This is a genomic window from Dactylosporangium sp. NPDC000521, assembly GCF_042898305.1.
GTDB lineage: Bacteria > Actinomycetota > Actinomycetes > Mycobacteriales > Micromonosporaceae > Dactylosporangium.
Genome location: NZ_JBIAYW010000014.1, coordinates 35,424 through 53,093 on the forward strand (window position 1 = coordinate 35,424; position 17,670 = coordinate 53,093).

The following is a 17,670-nucleotide window of genomic DNA, read 5'->3' on the forward strand; positions in this document are numbered from 1 at the left end:
GCGTGGCCGGTCACCGCCGCGCGACTGCGCGGATGCGCGCGCCCGGCGGTAAACCTGGATCGGTTCAGCCCTGCGCGAAACAGTACCCGCCACGGTACGGGCGGCGACCGTGACGAAGGTGACCGCCGATGTGGTGGGGTCCCGCTCTGGCCTGCGTTGATTCTGCTCTAGGATGCGAGAGCCCGCCGGTCTCGGCGGGACCCTCGGTCTCGCCCTGCCGCCACGCGCCGTCACCCGGCCGCGGCCCCAAGGCAGGCGGTCCAGGTGCGGCCGATGCCGGAAGGTGGCAATCCAGACGTGACGCAGCTCGTCGACCGCGGGGTTCCCCAGAGCGCGTCCGAGCCGGTCCGCCCCACGACGGCAGCGGCACTGGCCCGGGCACAGCAGCGGCAGGAGGCCGGCCGCCGCGCCGGCTTCGGCGCCGTGGTCAAGGCATACGTGTCGCTGACGAAGCCGCGCATCGTCGAGCTGCTGCTCATCACGACGGTCCCGGCCATGCTCCTCGCGGAGCGCGGCGTGCCGTCGCTGTGGCTGATCGCCGTGGTGCTGATCGGCGGGTCGCTGGCGGCCGGCGCGGCCAATGCGCTGAACTGCTACATCGACCGCGACATCGACCCGCTGATGAAGCGCACGTCGCGTCGCCCCCTCGCGACGCACAGCATCACCCCGCGGTCCGTGCTGATCTTCGGGCTGATCCTGGCCGCGCTGTCCACGGTGCTGATGGCGACGTTCACCAACCTGCTCGCCACCCTGCTCACGGTCGGCGCGATCGCCTACTACGACCTCGTCTACACGATGTGGCTGAAGCGCACCACGCCGCAGAACACGGTGTGGGGCGGCGCGTGCGGCGCGGCGCCGGTGCTGATCGGCTGGGCCGCGGTCACCGGCGGCCTGTCGTGGCCGGCCTGGGTCATGTTCGCCGTCGTCTTCCTGTGGCAGCCGCCGCACTTCTACGCCCTGGCGATCAAGTTCAAGGACGACTACGCCCGCGCCGGCATCCCGATGCTGCCCGTCGTGGCGAGCATGCGCCGCGTCGGCCTGGAGACGGTCATCTACAGCTGGCTGACCGTGGCCGCGTCGGTGGCGCTGTGGCCGTTCGGGATGACGCCCGTCTACGGCGTCGTCGCGGTCGTCGTCGGCGCGCTGCTGCTGCTGGAGGCGCACCGCCTCGACGGCCGGGCCCGCCGCGGCGAGCCGCTGAAGCCGATGCGGCTGTTCCACTGGTCGGTCACGTATCTCACGCTGTTGTGCGTGGCGGTCGGGGTGGACGTCTTCATCCAGTGATCTGGTTGCCACCGGCCCCGAACCGATACCCGTTCGGGGCCGCTGGAAGCGCCGTCAAATGTCGAGCTGAGCGGGGCTTGACCCGGAAACGCCCGAATTTTTGGCACACAGCGCGCCGACACGCACGACGTGATGCATGTCTCTCATTTGCCGCCCGATCCCGGCACCTGAATATCCGCTTTTAGCTGGTTCTGTCGGGGCAAAACGAACGCGCCGTGAACTAAACCTGTCAGTAACTACGATCACATCCGACCCGCAGTTCACCCACGAGCCGTGGCTTACCCCTTTAGTGTGGCCGTCATGGCAGATGGTTCCGATACGACGATGACCCTGAGCCGCCCGGTGCCGGGCAGCCTGATCTCCGGCATCAAGTCCTTCGCGGACGACCACGGCGGCGCCAAGGCAGTCATCGAGTACGTCGGCCGGCGCGGTGCCCGCATCGTGTTGGTCGGGGAGGACGGCGTCTGGGGCGACCAGATGGCGGAAGGCACCGACATCGCGCGCTCCGCCTGCGCGCAGGCCGGAGTCAAGATCGAGAATGCCTGGGAGCGCGAGCTGCTCGAGCAGATGCGGCCCAGTAACGACCTCTGGCGCTCCATGGGGCGGCGTGTCCTCTCCCGCTAGGGTCGGTATCTTCGCTTCGTGATCATCGAACAGTCAAATTCCGCGACCCGGGCCGGTGCCCGGGTCGCTCTCGTTACCTGCGCCGAACTCCCCGGCCTCGACGAGGACGACCAGAGCCTCGTCCCGGCCCTCGCCGCCGCCGGCGTCACCGCCGTCCCGGCCGTCTGGGACGACCCGGCCGTCGACTGGCCGTCCTACGACCTCGCCGTCGTGCGCAACACCTGGGACTACCCGGCCCGCCGGGCGGAGTTCACCGCCTGGGCCGCGTCCGTGCCACGACTCGCCAACACCGCCGACGTCATCGCGTGGAACACCGACAAGCGGTACCTCCGCGAACTCCACGACAAGGGCATCCCCATCGTCCCGACGCGGTGGCTCGACCCCGGCGACCCGATCGAGCTCGACAGCGTCACAGGATCGGACACCACCGAGATCGTGGTGAAGCCGGCCGTCAGCGTCGGCAGCGTCGACACCGGCCGCTACCGGCTGCCCGAGCAGGCCGACCTCGCCGCCGCGCACGTGCGGCGCCTGCACGACGCCGGACGTCTCGTCATGGTCCAGCCGTACCTCGCCGACGTCGACACCGCGGGGGAGACCGCCCTGCTGTTCATCGCGGGCGCCTACAGCCACGCGATCCGCAAGGGCGCCATCCTCACCGGCCCCGACGTGGGCGTCGAGACGCTGTACCAGGAGGAGACCATCACACCGAGGACGCCGTCGCCGGCCGAGCGCGACCTCGCCGAGCGGGTCCTCGCGGCGCTGCCCTTCGACCGTGCCGGCCTGCTCTACGCCCGTGTCGACCTCCTGCCGACCCCGTCCGGCGACCCGGTCGTCATCGAGGTCGAGCTCACCGAGCCGTCGCTGTTCCTGACCACCGCCGAGGGCGCCCCGGACCGCCTCGCCCGGGCCATCGCCGACCGTCTGACCATCCGCTCGTGAACATCTTCGAAGCGGTCCTCCTCGGCTTCGTCGAAGGACTGACCGAGTTCCTGCCGATCTCCAGCACCGGCCACCTCACGATCCTGGAGAAGCTCCTCGGCTACTCGATCGACGACCCCGACATCACCGCCTTCACCGCGATCATCCAGACCGGCGCCGTCCTCGCGACCGCCTTCTACCTGCGGCGCGACATCGTGCGGATCGTCCCCGCGTTCTTCCGTGGCCTGTTCGACAGGTCCCGGCGCGACAACCTCGACTACCGCTTCGGCTGGTCGGTGATCCTCGGCTCCATCCCGGTCGGGATCGTCGGCCTGCTCTTCAAGGACCAGGTCGAGACGACGCTGCGCAGCCTCTGGTTCGTCGGCGGCGCGCTCATCGTGTTCTCCGGCGTCATGTGGTTCGCCGACCGGGCCGCCACCCAGCAGCGCCACGAGGCCGACGTGACGTGGAAGGACACACTCATCATCGGCACCGCGCAGGCCCTCGCCCTCATCCCGGGCGTCTCCCGCTCCGGCGCGACGATGTCCGCGGGCCTGCTGCGCGACTTCGACCGGGTCACCGTCACCAGGCTGTCGTTCTTCCTGTCCATCCCCGCGCTGCTCGCCGCCGGCGTCCTGCAGATCGCCGACGAGCACGAGAACATCGCCACCGGCGTCGGCTGGCCCGCGACGATCACCGCGACCGTCGTCAGCGGCGCCGTCGGCTACCTGGCCGTCTCGTGGCTGCTGAAGTTCGTGGCGCGGCACACGTACACCGTCTTCATCGTGTACCGGGTGGCACTCGGCGCCCTCCTGCTCCTCCTCGTCGGCACCGGCACGATCGAGGCGACCTAAGCTTCCCGCCCGGGCCGCCGATGAACACCATGTGAAACGGCGGCCCGGCGCGGCCCTTGTTCTGGCCTCGGCACTGCTCAGCGGCGTCGCCGGCTGCTCCGTGCTGCCCGGGCTCGGCGGTACCGGCGGCGGCGACGCGAACAAGAAGCAGGACGGCAAGGTGCTGGACCTGCCGCAGAAGACCGTCTACTCGAAGGGCGACGCGGTCGACCCGTCGGCCGGCACGACCACCGGCGCCCCGGTCCGCGGCCCCCTCGCGTCGATCTCGCCATTGCCCAAGGTCAGCCGCAGCCACCCGACCCCGAGCATGAGCCCGACCGACTGCACCGGCGTCGTGCGCCCCGGCGTCATCAACGGCGTCGAGGTCGTCCCCGGCACCACGTCCGCCACCGTCAGCTGGTGGAACATCGGAGACCCGTCCATCGCCTCCTACCAGCTGACCGCCATGTCGCAGGAGCTGCTCATCGGCCCGCAGCCCGGCTGGACGTGGCAGACCGTCCCGCCGGGCAGGGGCTGCACGCGGGTGACGACCACGGTCACGGGCCTGATCTCGCAGACGCCGTATGTCTTCGTCGTCCACGCCGTCCTGAAGAAGTACGAGTCCCTCCCGCCGACCGCCCCCGAGGTCGCCCGCTCCGAGGCCGTCACGATGCTGTAGTTCCCCCGCCGCTGTCACGGCGGGTCCCGGCGGGGACTCTCACCCGCTGTATTTCCGCTCCACCGCTGCCGCGGCGGGTCCCGGTGGGGATGCTCACCCGCACCCCAGTGCGCCGCGCTGCGGCGCACTGCCCGCGCTGAGGCGTGAGGCAGGGCAAGCGGTGTCCACGATGCGGCTTCTGCGCCAGCGGCATCGTGCGGTCAGCCTGGCTGCCGGGTGGATCGCGCAAGGCGCATCCACGTCCGCCCGCCGTCCCCGAGGTGGCCCGCTGCGAGGCGTCACCATGCTCTGATACGGCTATGGTGGCTGGATGATTCCCGAGCTGCTCCCGCCGGCGGGTGTCGCCGGCGCCGACGTGCCGCTGCTCGTCCACTACGAGCCCGACGGCCGGCGCACCGCCCTGACCGCGGCGCAGCTCGGCGGCTGGGCCGCCCGCACCGCGGGTCTGCTGCACGACTGCGGCCTGGGCTCCGGCAGCCGCGCCGCCGCCCTGCTCCCGCCGCACTGGCGCACCGCCGCCGCGCTGCTCGGCGCCTGGTCCCTCGGCGTCACCGTCTCCTTCCGACTGGCCGCGACCGCCGGCCTGCCCGACGTGGGCCCTAATGCGGGCGTGCCGTTCGACGTGGTGTTCGCCGCCCGCGACCGGCTCGGCTCCTGGCTGGAGTCCATCCCGGACGCCCCGCACCGCTTCGTCTTCGGCACCTCGGCGTCGGGGGATCCCCGCGACGTGCTCGGCTACCGCGACTTCGACACCGCCGTCGCCCCCTACCCGGCCGACGTCCCACCACCGGCCCTGGTCCGGCCGGGCGCCGCGGCGAGCGGCGACGGCACCACGTACGGCCAGTGGGGCAGCATCGCCCGCGAGCTCGCCGACCGGCAGGACCTCCGCCCCGGCGACCGCGTCGTCATCGACACCACCGAGCACGAGCACCCGGTGAAGTGGCTGCTCGCCCCGCTGTCGGTCGGCGCATCGATCATCCTCTGCCCGGACCCGGCCCAGCTCTCCACCATCACCACCGCCGAGTCCGCCACCCGAGTCTTCGGCACCTCATGATCCCGAATGGTTCCGGTAGCCCTGGCTACCAGAACCGCACAGGATCATGAGACGTCACCGCAGGGGCGGAGCGGTGAGTCGCTAGGGGGATTTGGCGTGCGCCTGGAGGGCGCGGTCCACCAGTACACCGGCGGCATCGGCAGACTCGTCGGCCGCTCCGGAGGCAGCGGTGGCGCGGGCCAGGTTGGCGCGCATGACGTCGGGGTGCACGAGAAGCCGCTCCAGGGCCACACGCAGCCACGACGCGGCCGAGCCGGTGCAGACGAGCAGCTCGCGCAGCGGACGCCACTCGGCGTGCCAGGCGCCGGCGGCGCGTTCGTGCTCGTGGGCCATCGCGGCGAGGAGGCTGGCGACGAGGCCAGGCGCGGACGCGGCGCTGCCGAGGGCGCAGACGGCGGCGACGGGGGTGCGCTCGTGCGGCGTCGCCGACGAGCCGCCGGGGGCGGCGCCGGAGGCCTCGTCGACCTCGTCCTGCGCCATGAGCGTCAGGTCGCGGGCGATCTTCGCGACGGTCCCGGCGGCGCCGCCGAGGGCGCCGGCGAGCTCGGCGACGCGGGTGCGCTCGGTGTGCCAGGGCAGGACGGGCTCGGCGAGACCGAGGAGCGTGGCGAGGGACTCGACGACGTCGGGCCCGTCGTCGCCGAACGGGGCGAGCGTCCCGGCCGCGCCGCCGAACTGCACCGCGAGGCGCTCCCGTCGCACCTGTTCGAGCCGGCGGCGGGCGGCGTCGAGGCCGGTGAGCCAGCCGGCGGCCTTCAGGCCGAACGTGGTCGGCCCGGCCTGGCGCAGCAGCGCACGGCCGATCATCCGGGTGTCGCGGTGCTCGCGGGCGAGGCGGGCGGCCTGGTCGGCGCAGGCGGCGAGGTCGCCGAGCAGCGGCCGCAGCGCCTGCGCGGCGACGAGCATGCCGGCGGTGTCGAGGATGTCCTGACTGGTGGCGCCGAGGTGCACGGACGGCCCGGCGGGGCCGGCGAGCGCGCGCAACCGCTCGACGAGCGGCACGACGGGGTTGCCGCTGGCGGCGGCGCGGACACCGAGGTCGGCGGCGTCGAAGTGCTCGGGCCGGGCGCAGCCGGCGATCGCGTCGGCGTCGGCCTGGGGGATGAGCCCGCTGAACGCCTGCACCTGTGCGAGCGTCGCCTCCACCTGCAGCATCGCGGTCAGCCACGCGTCGTCGCCGACGGCGGTCGCGACCTCGCCGCGGGCCAGGACGCCGTCGAACAGGGTCGCGGAGGACGGTTTCATGCTCACTTTGGTGGACTCTATCGAGCAGGCCGGGGGCGCAGACCCTCATCGTGAGCTTTCGCAACGCGGTCAGTTCGGCCGCCGCCGTCCCCGCCACGACCGAATCGGCGAGGCGGTGCCGGCCGCCCCCGGATCGAGGACCGGGGGCGGACGCTCTAGAGGAAGTCGGTGAACCCCGGACGGAAGCGGTCGTCGGGCTTGCCGAGCGTCGTGAACACCAGCCCGCCGCGCGGCTCGACCCCGGGCAGATGCTCTGTCATGCGCTGTTGTTCAACGACGCATGCCAATGCCTCTTGCAAGTCCGACTCGAGTTGGTGGACCGCCTCTTCGAGGTCCTCTTCCTTGCGTGACCAGTCGATTTCGGCCTCGCGAAGCTGCTGACCGGCCAGTTTGGCGATCACGTCGGGGTCGTTGACCGCGACTTCCAGGCGGCAGTAGATCTGCATGATGAGCGGTTCTCGTTGCCCCATCGGAGCAGCGTTACACATGAAGATACCGATACAAAGAACGTGCAGATGAATTTACAACCTGGCAATAGATGCGGCTAAGGTCTTGCGGATGGTGTCATTTCTCCGCAACGTCGCTTTCGACTGTGCCGACCCGTATGCGCTCGCGTCCTTCTGGGCCGAGGTCGTCGGCCACCCCGTCCACCCCGGCTGCTCGCCCGGCGACGCCGAGGTCGTGATCGAGCCGGAGGACGGACCGAGGTGGTACTTCCAGGCGGTACCGGAGCCGAAAACGCTGAAGAACCGCGTGCACGTGTGCCTCCAGCCCGGCGACCGCGACCGCGACGCCGAGATCGACCGGCTGCTCGCACTCGGCGCGACCCTCGCCGCCGACCACCGCGAGCCCGGCGGCTCCGGCTGGGTGGTCCTGCACGACCCGGCGGGCAACGAGTTCTGCATGACCCGCCCGCATTCGTGAAGATCGTGTGCAACTGCGGTGCAGGCCCACCGGATCCGGGCGCCGGTGCGGCAGGGTCGGCGGTGTGCCATCGACCCTCCCGACCCACCCGCTGGCGGTCCTGCCCCTGAAGCTGTGGCGGCCGCGCTGGTTCGACGGCGTCGCGCTCGCCGTCGGCGCCACCGCCCCCGACATCGCGTACGCGCTCGGCGACGCCGTCACCATCCGCAGCCACACGGTCGCGGCGGCGTTCTGGTGGGGGCTACCCGTCACCGTGCTCACCGCGTGGCTGATCCGCCTCGGCGCCCCCGTCGTCGCGGCGCACCTCCCGGGGGCGCTGCGGGAGTTCGGTGTGCTGGGGCGGGTCAGGCACCGGTGGTGGATCACCGCGACCTCGGCGCTGCTCGGCGACGCCAGCCACCTGCTGTGGGACCTGGTCACCCACCCGCAGCCCGAGGTGATCTCGTCGTGGCGCCTGGTCCGCGACGTCAGCGACTACGCCGCACTGCTCCTGCTGCCGTTGTTCATCTGGTACGTGCAACGCCGCCATCTGCTCAGGGAATGGCACGGGGACGCACCGGTCGTGACGCGGCGGCCGTGGCTGTTCTGGTCGTGCGCCGTCGAAGCGTTCGCGGCCTGCGCGTTCGTCGTGGGCAACCTGCACTACGGCGGCCCGCACGTCTTCGTCGTCCGGCTGATCGTATCGGCGGTGATCGCTCTGCTCGCGGCCTGTCTGGCACTACACTTCGTGCGTGCTCCTGGAGACAGACCGGTTGCTGCTGCGGCGCTTCCACGCCGGTGACGCCGCCGCCCTCGCCGCCTACCGTTCGGACCCGGACGTGGCCCGGTACCAGTCCTGGGACGCGCCCTATCCGCTCGGCGACGCACTCGCCTTCGTCGCGGAGACCGCGCGCCTGGACCCCGAGCGGGAAGGCTGGTTCCAGTACGCCGTCGAGGGCCGCGACAACGGCCTGCTCCTCGGCGACGTGGGCGTCAACCGCGGCGACGGCGGCCGGCAGGCGGAGATCGGCTTCACGTTCGCGCCCGCGTTCCAGGGCCAGGGCTACGCCACCGAGGCCGTCGGGCGGGTCGTCCGGCACCTCCTCGTCGAGGAGGGCCTGCACCGCGTGCACGCGTCGCTGGACGCCCGCAACGAGCGCTCGGCCCGGCTCCTGGAGCGGCTCGGCTTCCGCCGGGAGGGGCTGCTCGTGCGGGCCAGCTACTGGAAGGGCGAGTGGACCGACGACCTGCTCTACGCCGTCCTCGCCGCCGAGTGGCCGGCGTAGCCGTTCACGCGGTGCTCGCGTCGGGCACCAGCTGATCCGCGACCGGCGTCCCGTCGGCCGGTTCGCGGCCGGGTGACACCGCCAGCAGCAACCCCAGCGTCGCCGCCCAGACCAGGCAGGCGCCCAGCATGTGGAGCAACACCACCGGCCAGGGCAGGCCCGTGAAGTATTGGACAAACCCGACAATTCCCTGCGCCAGCTCGACGGCGAGCAGCAGGGCGGCGGCCCGGGTGACCCGCAGCGGCGCTCCCAGCGCGCGCAGGCCGAACCACAGCGCCACGGTCAGCCCGACCAGGACAAAAACCGCATCCCCGTGCAATTGCGACACGGTCTCGGGGTCGAACCCGGTCCGCGCCGCCTTCGTGTCGCCGGAGTGCGGCCCGCTGCCCGTCACAATCGTCCCGAGCACCAGCACCACCGCCGAGACCGCCGTGATCACGACCCCGGCAGTCCTGATCGCCCGCGGCGCGGTCCACCGCGGCGGCACCTCACGCGTGCGGTGCCAGAACACGTACGCCAGCGCGATCAGCAGCATCGACGCCAGGAAGTGCGCCATCACCGTCCACGGGTTGAGCGCCATCCGCACGGTGATCCCGCCCAGCACTCCCTGGAACGCGATCCCCGCCATCATCCAGACCCCCGCGGCGAGCAGCCCCGGCACGCGCTGCCGCTGCCGCCACGCCGCCGCGAGCGCGACGACGGCGATGAGCCCGAGCACGAACGTCAGCGTCCGGTTGCCGAACTCGATGATCCCGTGATGCCCCATGGCCTGGGTCGTCACGTACGACTCCTCGGTGCACCGCGGCCACGTCGGGCAGCCGAGCCCCGACCCGGTCAGCCGGACCAACCCGCCCGTGCACACGATCCCGATATTCGCCGCCAGCGACGCGAACGCCGCCCGCCGCAGCACCACCGGCCGATCGAGCAGCGACGACACCATCCCTAACACCCGGCCGATACTACGCGCGGCTACATATCACTCCCGCCGCGGTCCTGTCTCGCCGTCGCCGTTCCGCCGCTGTGGTCCTGTCTCGCCGTCGCCATTCCGCGTCACGGGTCTGCGTCGGTGCCCGCTCCGCTTTCAAAGCAACCGTACCCCTGCTCTCCTAATCGGACAGCGAAAAGTCATGTCGCCTCGCCACTCACCGTTATACACCCTGCTCGATAGCGGGGTGGCGTTGCTAAGGAGAGCCTTACCTTCCGTGCGTTGGATCACCCGTAGGGCGGTTTGCCTGCGTCAGGCGATTTACGTAACGTTGGTGTTGTGAAAAACGCGGAGGTGGTGCAGCGGGGGTCTGCTGTCGCTGACGCGTGCCCACCGCTCGACGTGCGCACCCGTGACCGGGTCACGGAGTTGCTGCTGCAGCAGGGGTCGGCGACGGCGACCGAGCTGGGGCTCGCCCTCGGGCTGAGCGCGGCCGGGATCCGCCGGCACCTCGACGCGATGCTGGCAGAAGGCCTGGTGGAGAGCCGGGAGCGGCCGGACCGCGGGCGCCGCGGGCGGGGGCGGCCGGCGCGGGTGTTCACGCTGACCGCCGCGGCGCGTGAGACGCTGCCGCACACCTATGACGACCTCGCAACGTCCGCGCTGCGGTGGATCGCCGAGCACCACGGCGAGGCGGCGGTCGCCGCGTTCGCCATGGCGCAGGTCGCCGGGCTGGAGGAGCGCTGCAAGGCCGCCATGGCCGAGGCCGGCGACGACCCGCTCGCGCGTGCCGAGGCGCTCGCCCAGGCGCTGACCGCTGAGGGCTACGCTGCCGGCGCGACCACGATCGCCACCGGTGGCCAGCTGTGCCAGCATCACTGCCCGGTGGCGCACGTCGCCGCGGAGTTCTCGCAGTTGTGCGAGGCCGAGACCCAGGTCATCTCGCGCCTGGTGGGCACCCATGTCCAGCGCCTCGCGACCATCGCCAACGGTGATGGTGTCTGCACGACGCACATCCCGGCGCCGGTCCCCGGTGCCCGATCCGATAATGCCCGTGAAATTCGGCCAAATAGGCAAAGGAACGTGAGATGACCACCGCCGATCAGCTTGCCGGTCTCGGCCGGTACGAGTACGGCTGGGCCGACTCGGACAGCGCCGGTGCCGCGGCACGCCGCGGCCTCAACGAGGACGTCGTGCGCGACATCTCGGCGAAGAAGAGCGAGCCGCAGTGGATGCTCGACCTGCGCCTGAAGGGCCTGCGCCTGTTCGACCGCAAGCCGATGCCGGCCTGGGGCGCGGACCTGTCGACCATCGACTTCGACAACATCAAGTACTTCGTCCGCTCGACCGAGAAGCAGGCGGCGAGCTGGGAAGACCTTCCCGACGACATCAAGGCGACCTACGACAAACTCGGCATCCCCGAGGCGGAGAAGCAGCGCCTCGTCGCCGGTGTCGCCGCGCAGTACGAGTCGGAGGTCGTGTACCACAAGATCCGCGAGGATCTCGAGGAGCAGGGCGTCATCTTCCTCGACACGGACACCGCGCTGCGTGAGCACGAGGACGTGTTCAAGGAGTACTTCGGCACCGTGATCCCGGTCGGCGACAACAAGTTCGCCGCGCTCAACACGTCGGTGTGGTCCGGCGGCAGCTTCATCTACGTGCCCAAGGGCGTGAAGGTGGAGATCCCGCTGCAGGCGTACTTCCGGATCAACACCGAGAACATGGGCCAGTTCGAGCGGACGCTGATCATCGTCGACGAGGACGCGTACGTCCACTACGTCGAGGGCTGCACCGCGCCGATCTACTCCTCCGACTCGCTGCACTCCGCGGTCGTGGAGATCGTCGTGAAGAAGGGCGCCCGCTGCCGGTACACCACGATCCAGAACTGGTCGACCAACGTCTACAACCTGGTCACCAAGCGGGCGGTGTGCCACGAGGGCGCCACGATGGAATGGATCGACGGCAACCTCGGCTCGAAGGTCACGATGAAGTACCCGGCGGTGTACATGCTGGGCGAGCACGCCAAGGGTGAGGTCCTGTCGGTCGCGATGGCCGGCGAGAACCAGCACCAGGACGCGGGCGCCAAGATGGTGCACGCCGCGCCGCACACGTCGAGCACGATCGTGTCGAAGTCGATCGCCCGTGGCGGCGGCCGGACGAGCTACCGCGGCCTCGTGCAGGTCCTGGAGGGCTCGCACCACTCCCGGTCGACGGTGAAGTGTGACGCGCTGCTCGTCGACACGATCTCCCGCTCGGACACGTACCCGTACGTCGACATCCGCGAGGACGACGTGTCGATGGGGCACGAGGCGACGGTCTCGAAGATCAGTGACGACCAGCTCTTCTACCTGATGTCGCGCGGCCTCACCGAGGACGAGGCGATGGCGATGATCGTGCGCGGCTTCATCGAGCCGATCGCCAAGGAACTGCCCATGGAGTATGCGTTGGAGCTCAACCGGCTCATCGAGCTGCAGATGGAGGGCGCGGTCGGATGAGCGGCCAGCGAAGCGGCTCGGGCCGCTCATCGTGTGTCAGTTTTGGCTCAGGCCGACGCCGGAGCGTAGCGGAGGCGGCGGAATGAGCGCACCCGTCCTGGTACCACCGAAGACCCGCGCGCAGCAGGTCCGCTCGTTCGACGTCGCCGACTTCCCCGCCCTCACCGGGCGGGAGGAGGAGTGGCGGTTCACCCCGCTCAAGCGCCTGCGAGGGCTGGCGACGGGCGGCGCCGACACGCAAGGCGTGACAGCGCCGAAGGCGGAGACGCTGCAGCTGCCGGAGGGCGTCACCGTCGAGAGCGCGGACCGGAAGGTCGGCGAGGCGCTGACCCCGTTCGACCGGATCAGCGCCCTCGCCGCCGGCGGGGCCGCCGAGACGCTGGTCGTGTCGGTCGCGGCGAACGCCGTGCCGGAGACCGCCGCCGTGGTGCGGCTCGTCGGATCGAGCACCGAGGTCGCGTTCGGGCACACCGTCGTCGAGGTCGGCCGGCTCGCCGAGGCGACCGTCGTGCTGGAGCAGGTCGGCTCGGTCACGCTCGCCGACAACGTCGAGGTGCTCGTCGGCGACGCGGCCAGGCTCACGCTGGTCACGGTCACCGACTGGGACGCCGACGCCGTCCAGGCGCAGCACATCCGCTTCCGGCTCGGCCGCGACGCCAAGGTCACGCACGTCCAGGTCACGCTCGGCGGCGACCTGGTCCGGCAGTACACCAGCGTCGACTACACCGGCCGCGGCGGCGAGATCGACGCGTTCGGGCTCTACTTCGCCGACGCCGGGCAGCACCTGGAGCACCGGCTGCTCGTCGACCACTCGGTGCCCGACTGCCGCAGCTACGTCGCGTACCGCGGCGCGCTGCAGGGTCAGGACGCGCACACGGTGTGGGTCGGCGACGTGCTGATCCAGGCCGAGGCGACCGGCACCGACACGTACGAGATCAACCGCAACCTGGTGCTGACCGACGGGGCGCGCGCCGACTCGGTGCCCAACCTGGAGATCGAGACCGGCGAGGTCGCGGGTGCCGGCCACGCCAGCGCCACCGGCCGGTTCGACGACGAGCAGCTGTTCTACCTGATGTCCCGGGGCATCCCGGACGAGCAGGCCCGCAAGCTCGTGGTCCGCGGCTTCTTCGCGGAGCTGCTGCACAAGATCCCGGTCGAGTCGCTGCGCGACCGGCTGGGCGAGGCCATCGACGCGCGGCTCGAGGCGGCCGGCACGTGATCCGTGTGTGTGCGGCGGCCGATCTGGCCAAGGGGGCGGTGCGGCAGGTCGAGGTCGAAGGGACCGAGATCGCGCTCGTCCACGCCGACGACGACAACTTCTACGCCGTCTACGACGAGTGCTCGCACGCCGCGGTCCCGCTGTCGGAGGGCGAGGTCGAGGGCTGCACCCTGGAGTGCTGGCTGCACGGCTCGCGCTTCGATCTGCGCACCGGCGAGCCGACCGGCCTCCCGGCGACCGAGCCGGTCCCGGTCTACCCCGTCGAGATCCGCGACGGCGACGTCTACATCGACTTGAATCCCAGTAACGGAGTGACGAAGTGAGCACGCTGGAGATCAGCAACCTGCAGGTATCGGTGAAGCTGCCTGACGGCGAGCTGAAGCCGATCCTCGCCGGGGTCGATCTGACCGTAGGGGCGGGGGAGACCCACGCCATCATGGGCCCCAACGGCTCGGGCAAGTCCACTCTGGCGTACTCGATCGCCGGTCACCCGCGGTACGAGGTCACCGGCGGCTCGGTGACCCTCGACGGCCAGGACGTGCTGGCGATGACCGTCGACGAGCGGGCCCGTGCCGGCCTGTTCCTGGCGATGCAGTACCCGGTCGAGGTCCCCGGCGTGTCGGTCGCGAACTTCCTGCGCACCGCGAAGACCGCGATCGACGGTGAGGCGCCGAAGCTGCGCACCTGGGCCGGCGAGCTGCGCGGCGCCATGGAGAAGCTGCAGATGGACCCGGCGTTCGCGCAGCGCAACGTCAACGAGGGCTTCTCCGGCGGCGAGAAGAAGCGGCACGAGATCATGCAGCTGGAGCTGCTCAAGCCGAAGGTCGCGGTGCTCGACGAGACCGACTCCGGCCTCGACATCGACGCGCTGCGCATCGTGAGCGAAGGGGTCAACCGGGTCCGCGAGGCCGGCGACACCGGACTGCTGCTCATCACGCACTACACCCGCATCCTGCGGTACATCAAGCCTGACTTCGTCCACGTCTTCGTCGGCGGGCGCATCGTGGAGGAAGGCGGCCCGGAGCTGGCCGAGCAGCTCGAAGCCGAGGGCTACGAGCGGTACCTCGCCGGCGCGGGACCCGCGACGCACCACGCATAGGGGAATCATGAACGCGCTGGATGTTGACGCGGTACGCAAGGACTTCCCGATCCTGGACCGGGAGGTCAACGGCAACCCGCTCGTCTACCTCGACTCCGGGAACACGTCGCAGAAGCCACGCCAGGTGATCGACGCGGTCCGGGAACACTACGAGCAGCACAACGCCAACGTCGCCCGGTCCGTGCACACGCTCGGCACCGAGGCGACCGAGGCGTTCGAGGGCGCGCGCGAGAAGGTCGCCGCGTTCGTCGGGGCGGGCACCGCGGCCGAGATCGTGTTCACGAAGAACTCGACCGAGGCGATCAACCTCGTAGCGCACGCCTTCACGGCGGTTGCCGACGACCCGCGCCTGCGGATCGGTCCCGGCGACGAGATCGTCATCACCGAGATGGAGCACCACTCCAACATCGTGCCGTGGCAGCTGCTCGCGCAGCGCACCGGCGCGACGCTGCGCTGGTTCGGGCTCACCGACGACGGCAGGCTCGACCTGTCGGCGATCGACGAGCTGATCAACGAGCGCACGAAGCTCGTCTCGGTGGTGCACTACTCCAACATCCTCGGCACGATCAACCCGGTCGACGTCCTCGTCGCCCGGGCCCGGCAGGTCGGCGCGCTGGTGCTGCTCGACGGCTCCCAGTCGGTGCCGCACATCCCCGTCGACGTGACCGCGCTCGGCGCCGACTTCGTCGCGTTCACCGGGCACAAGATGCTCGGCCCGACCGGCATCGGAGGGCTGTGGGGCCGGTTCGAGCTGCTCGACGCCATGCCGCCGTTCCTGGGCGGCGGCTCGATGATCGAGACGGTCGCGATGACCGGCTCGACGTTCATGCCGCCACCCGCCCGCTTCGAGGCCGGCACGCCGCCGATCGCGGAAGCCGTGGGACTCGGCGCGGCCGTCGACTACCTCAGCGCCGTCGGCATGGAAGCGATCCAGGCGTACGAGAAGCAGCTCACCGCGTATGCCCTCGACGCCCTGGCCGCGACGCCGGACGTGCGGATCATCGGCCCGGCCAGTGCGGAAGGCCGCGGGGCGACGATCTCCTTCACCGTCGACGGCGTCCACCCGCACGACGTGGGGCAGATCCTCGACGACGAGGGCGTGCAGGTCCGCGTGGGGCATCACTGCGCCCGCCCGACCTGCGTGCGCTTCGGGGTGCCGGCGACCACGAGGGCGTCGTTCTACCTGTACACCACGACCAACGAGATCGATGCGCTGGTCCGCGGCCTGGAGCGGGTGCGGAAGGTCTTCGCATGAAGCTGGACCAGCTCTACCAGGAGATCATCCTGGATCACTACAAGCGGCCGCACGGCCGTGGCCTGCGCGAGCCGTTCGACGCCGAGGCCCACCACGTCAACCCGACCTGCGGCGACGAGGTGACCCTGCGCGTGTCGATCAAGGGCGACACCGTCGCGGACGTGTCGTACGAGGGCATGGGCTGCTCGATCAGCCAGGCGTCCGCGAGCATCCTGCACGACCTGCTCAAGGGCGGCACCGTGCAGGAGTCGCTGCGGCGGCACGAGGCGTTCACGGAGCTCATGGGCGGCCGCGGCCAGGTCGAGCCCGACGAGGATGTGCTGGAGGACGCGGTGGCGTTCGCCGGTGTCGCGAAGTACCCGGCCCGGGTGAAGTGTGCCCTGCTGGCGTGGATGGCATACAAGGACGCGCTCAGCCGAGCCGTCCCGAGTGAGGAGAAGGCATGACCGCGGTGCTCGCCGACATCGAAGAGGCGATGAAGGACGTCGTCGACCCGGAGCTCGGGATCAACGTCGTGGACCTCGGCCTGGTGTACGGCATCCACGTCGACGAGGAGAACGTCGCGACCCTCGACATGACGCTGACGTCCGCGGCGTGCCCGCTGACCGACGTCATTGAGGACCAGACCCGGCAGGCGCTGTGCTCCGGCCCGGGCGGCGGCCTGGTCAGCGACATCCGGATCAACTGGGTGTGGCTGCCGCCGTGGGGCCCGGACAAGATCAGCGACGAGGGCCGCGATCAGCTGCGCGCCCTGGGGTTCAACGTCTAGTCGGTGTGACGCTGAGGCAGGAGCAGAGGTAGTCCGAGACGCCGTCGAGGCCGCCGACCCGCTGCCCGACGGCGTGGGCCTCCGGCGCCTGGGAGACCCTGAAGCGGAACGACTCGGGCAGCGAGTCCACCGTGGTCGCGGCGACGAGGTCCGGCGCGTCCGCGAACTGGACCTTGAACCTCTCCCAGGCCTGCTCGCGGGTCTCGAACACCAGGCAGAAGACTTCGGGGGAGTCGCGCAGCGTCCGGTCGATCCGCTCGGCCTGCTCGGCGGTGCTGCCGTACTTGAGGAATACGGCCACGTCGAAGCCCGGCCGGTCGCAGCCGGGCCGGGCCTGCGCCGGTGTGGCGGGCCCGGTGGAATCCGCTGGCCCTGTGGGCCCGCTGCCCGGCATCAGCCGCCACGAGGCCGTCACGGCCAGGGCTACGACCACGGCGCCGGCCGTCAGGAGAGCGCGGCGCCGTTTGCGGGCGGCGCCGGCGTGGACGGCGGCGACCCCGTCGGGCCGGATGGTGTCATGGGCGTGTTCGTACTCGGCGTGCAGCGCGTCGCGCAGCTGCTGGTTCATCGGCGTGCCTCTCGGAAGTCGTCCAACGTGGCCGCGAGGGACTGCCGGGCCCGGTACAGCCAGTTGCGCACCGTGCCCTCACGGACCCGGCACAGCTCGGCGATCTCCGCCACCGGCAGCCCCACCAGGTAGTGCAGGACCACGGCGCGGCGCTGCCCGTCGGGCAGCCCGGCGAGCGCGTCGCGGATCGCCACGCCGTGCCCGCCGTGCTCGTCCGGGCCCGGCACCAGCTCGAGCCTGGCGCCGCGCTGGTGACGCAGCGCCACCCGCAGCCGGCGCAGCCGGGACGTGGCGAGGTTCCACGCCACGCGGCGGATCCAGGCGGCGGGCTCCTCGTACCGGCTGATGCGGTCCCAGCGCTGCCAGGCGCGCACGAACGCCTCCTGGGTCAGGTCCCGCGCCTCGTCGAGGTCGCCGAGGTACACGCTCAGCTGGGCGGCGATCTGCCGGAACTGCAGCGCGTAGCATTCGGCGAACCCTTCGGCATCCCTCATGCCGACATCACGCGCGAGCG

General features: G+C 71.0%; 22 protein-coding genes. 17 read left to right on the forward strand and 5 right to left on the reverse strand.

The window, feature by feature from the left end:
- The first annotated feature begins 369 nt into the window (after positions 1-369).
- The 6 genes from ACFY3L_RS36580 (at position 370) to ACFY3L_RS36605 (ending at position 5,392) form a co-directional block, all read left to right on the forward strand.
- The gene (locus ACFY3L_RS36580; RefSeq protein WP_389335454.1) at positions 370-1,284 is read left to right on the forward strand and encodes a heme o synthase; all 915 of its coding nucleotides are present in this window, start codon (positions 370-372) and stop codon (positions 1,282-1,284) included.
- A 300-nt stretch (positions 1,285-1,584) separates the two neighbouring features.
- Positions 1,585-1,908 (forward strand): hypothetical protein, encoded by a 324-nt coding sequence (locus ACFY3L_RS36585; protein ID WP_344502999.1) that lies wholly within the window; start codon positions 1,585-1,587, stop codon positions 1,906-1,908.
- 21 nt (positions 1,909-1,929) lie between these two features.
- A complete protein-coding gene (locus ACFY3L_RS36590) occupies positions 1,930-2,847 on the forward strand; it encodes a RimK family alpha-L-glutamate ligase (protein WP_389335457.1) in 918 nt (305 codons plus the stop codon).
- The gene (locus ACFY3L_RS36595; protein WP_389334960.1) at positions 2,844-3,680 is read left to right on the forward strand and encodes an undecaprenyl-diphosphate phosphatase; all 837 of its coding nucleotides are present in this window, start codon (positions 2,844-2,846) and stop codon (positions 3,678-3,680) included. Before ACFY3L_RS36590 ends, ACFY3L_RS36595 begins: the two co-directional genes overlap by 4 nt.
- A 31-nt stretch (positions 3,681-3,711) precedes the next feature.
- Positions 3,712-4,338, forward strand: coding sequence for a fibronectin type III domain-containing protein (locus tag ACFY3L_RS36600; RefSeq protein WP_389334962.1), 627 nt, complete (start codon positions 3,712-3,714; stop codon positions 4,336-4,338).
- Between the two features lie 310 nt (positions 4,339-4,648).
- Positions 4,649-5,392 carry a TIGR03089 family protein gene (locus ACFY3L_RS36605; RefSeq protein ID WP_389334965.1) on the forward strand — a complete coding sequence of 248 codons (744 nt, stop codon included), beginning with the start codon at positions 4,649-4,651 and terminating at the stop codon, positions 5,390-5,392.
- An 81-nt stretch (positions 5,393-5,473) separates the two neighbouring features.
- Here the strand turns inward: ACFY3L_RS36605 and ACFY3L_RS36610 are convergent, their stop codons facing one another.
- Both ACFY3L_RS36610 and ACFY3L_RS36615 read right to left on the reverse strand, forming a co-directional pair.
- Complete coding sequence (locus tag ACFY3L_RS36610; RefSeq protein ID WP_389335459.1) at positions 5,474-6,637, reverse strand: lyase family protein; 1,164 nt, start codon at positions 6,635-6,637, stop codon at positions 5,474-5,476.
- A gap of 155 nt (positions 6,638-6,792) precedes the next feature.
- Positions 6,793-7,083, reverse strand: coding sequence for a hypothetical protein (locus ACFY3L_RS36615; RefSeq protein WP_389334968.1), 291 nt, complete (start codon positions 7,081-7,083; stop codon positions 6,793-6,795).
- 112 nt (positions 7,084-7,195) lie between these two features.
- On the opposite strand from ACFY3L_RS36615, the gene ACFY3L_RS36620 reads away from it, so the two are divergent.
- The 3 genes from ACFY3L_RS36620 to ACFY3L_RS36630 all read left to right on the forward strand — a co-directional run bounded on the left by ACFY3L_RS36620 (position 7,196) and on the right by ACFY3L_RS36630 (position 8,826).
- Positions 7,196-7,561, forward strand: coding sequence for a VOC family protein (locus tag ACFY3L_RS36620; protein WP_389334971.1), 366 nt, complete (start codon positions 7,196-7,198; stop codon positions 7,559-7,561).
- A 64-nt stretch (positions 7,562-7,625) separates the two neighbouring features.
- On the forward strand, positions 7,626-8,342 hold the full coding sequence (locus ACFY3L_RS36625) for a DUF4184 family protein (protein WP_389334974.1): 717 nt from the start codon (positions 7,626-7,628) through the stop codon (positions 8,340-8,342).
- Positions 8,293-8,826, forward strand: coding sequence for a GNAT family N-acetyltransferase (locus ACFY3L_RS36630; protein WP_389334977.1), 534 nt, complete (start codon positions 8,293-8,295; stop codon positions 8,824-8,826). Before ACFY3L_RS36625 ends, ACFY3L_RS36630 begins: the two co-directional genes overlap by 50 nt.
- A gap of 4 nt (positions 8,827-8,830) precedes the next feature.
- Here the strand turns inward: ACFY3L_RS36630 and ACFY3L_RS36635 are convergent, their stop codons facing one another.
- Complete coding sequence (locus tag ACFY3L_RS36635) at positions 8,831-9,766, reverse strand: heme A synthase (RefSeq protein ID WP_389335462.1); 936 nt, start codon at positions 9,764-9,766, stop codon at positions 8,831-8,833.
- 324 nt (positions 9,767-10,090) lie between these two features.
- Here ACFY3L_RS36635 and ACFY3L_RS36640 point away from each other — a divergent pair, with 324 nt between their 5' ends.
- From ACFY3L_RS36640 to ACFY3L_RS36675, 8 genes are all read left to right on the forward strand, one after another.
- Positions 10,091-10,843, forward strand: a complete 753-nt coding sequence (locus ACFY3L_RS36640) for a helix-turn-helix transcriptional regulator (protein ID WP_389334980.1) — start codon at positions 10,091-10,093, stop codon at positions 10,841-10,843.
- Positions 10,840-12,246, forward strand: coding sequence for a Fe-S cluster assembly protein SufB (gene sufB, locus ACFY3L_RS36645; RefSeq protein ID WP_389334983.1), 1,407 nt, complete (start codon positions 10,840-10,842; stop codon positions 12,244-12,246). The genes ACFY3L_RS36640 and sufB overlap by 4 nt, the downstream gene beginning before the upstream one ends.
- 82 nt (positions 12,247-12,328) lie before the next feature.
- Complete coding sequence (sufD, locus tag ACFY3L_RS36650; protein ID WP_389334986.1) at positions 12,329-13,465, forward strand: Fe-S cluster assembly protein SufD; 1,137 nt, start codon at positions 12,329-12,331, stop codon at positions 13,463-13,465.
- Positions 13,462-13,788 (forward strand): non-heme iron oxygenase ferredoxin subunit, encoded by a 327-nt coding sequence (locus tag ACFY3L_RS36655; protein ID WP_389334988.1) that lies wholly within the window; start codon positions 13,462-13,464, stop codon positions 13,786-13,788. Before sufD ends, ACFY3L_RS36655 begins: the two co-directional genes overlap by 4 nt.
- Entirely contained in the window at positions 13,785-14,564 is a 780-nt protein-coding gene (gene sufC, locus ACFY3L_RS36660) for a Fe-S cluster assembly ATPase SufC (RefSeq protein WP_389334991.1), read from the forward strand. Before ACFY3L_RS36655 ends, sufC begins: the two co-directional genes overlap by 4 nt.
- A 7-nt stretch (positions 14,565-14,571) precedes the next feature.
- The gene (locus ACFY3L_RS36665; RefSeq protein WP_389334993.1) at positions 14,572-15,819 is read left to right on the forward strand and encodes a cysteine desulfurase; all 1,248 of its coding nucleotides are present in this window, start codon (positions 14,572-14,574) and stop codon (positions 15,817-15,819) included.
- The gene (gene sufU, locus ACFY3L_RS36670) at positions 15,816-16,265 is read left to right on the forward strand and encodes a Fe-S cluster assembly sulfur transfer protein SufU (protein ID WP_389334996.1); all 450 of its coding nucleotides are present in this window, start codon (positions 15,816-15,818) and stop codon (positions 16,263-16,265) included. The genes ACFY3L_RS36665 and sufU overlap by 4 nt, the downstream gene beginning before the upstream one ends.
- Positions 16,262-16,588, forward strand: coding sequence for a metal-sulfur cluster assembly factor (locus tag ACFY3L_RS36675; RefSeq protein WP_389334999.1), 327 nt, complete (start codon positions 16,262-16,264; stop codon positions 16,586-16,588). The genes sufU and ACFY3L_RS36675 overlap by 4 nt, the downstream gene beginning before the upstream one ends.
- On the opposite strand, the gene ACFY3L_RS36680 is transcribed toward ACFY3L_RS36675, so the two are convergent.
- The gene (locus tag ACFY3L_RS36680; protein WP_389335002.1) at positions 16,578-17,156 is read right to left on the reverse strand and encodes a permease-like cell division protein FtsX; all 579 of its coding nucleotides are present in this window, start codon (positions 17,154-17,156) and stop codon (positions 16,578-16,580) included. The two genes, ACFY3L_RS36675 and ACFY3L_RS36680, sit on opposite strands and share 11 nt — an antisense overlap.
- On the reverse strand, positions 17,153-17,650 hold the full coding sequence (locus ACFY3L_RS36685) for an RNA polymerase sigma factor (RefSeq protein WP_389335005.1): 498 nt from the start codon (positions 17,648-17,650) through the stop codon (positions 17,153-17,155). Before ACFY3L_RS36685 ends, ACFY3L_RS36680 begins: the two co-directional genes overlap by 4 nt.
- Positions 17,651-17,670: the final 20 nt, after the last annotated feature.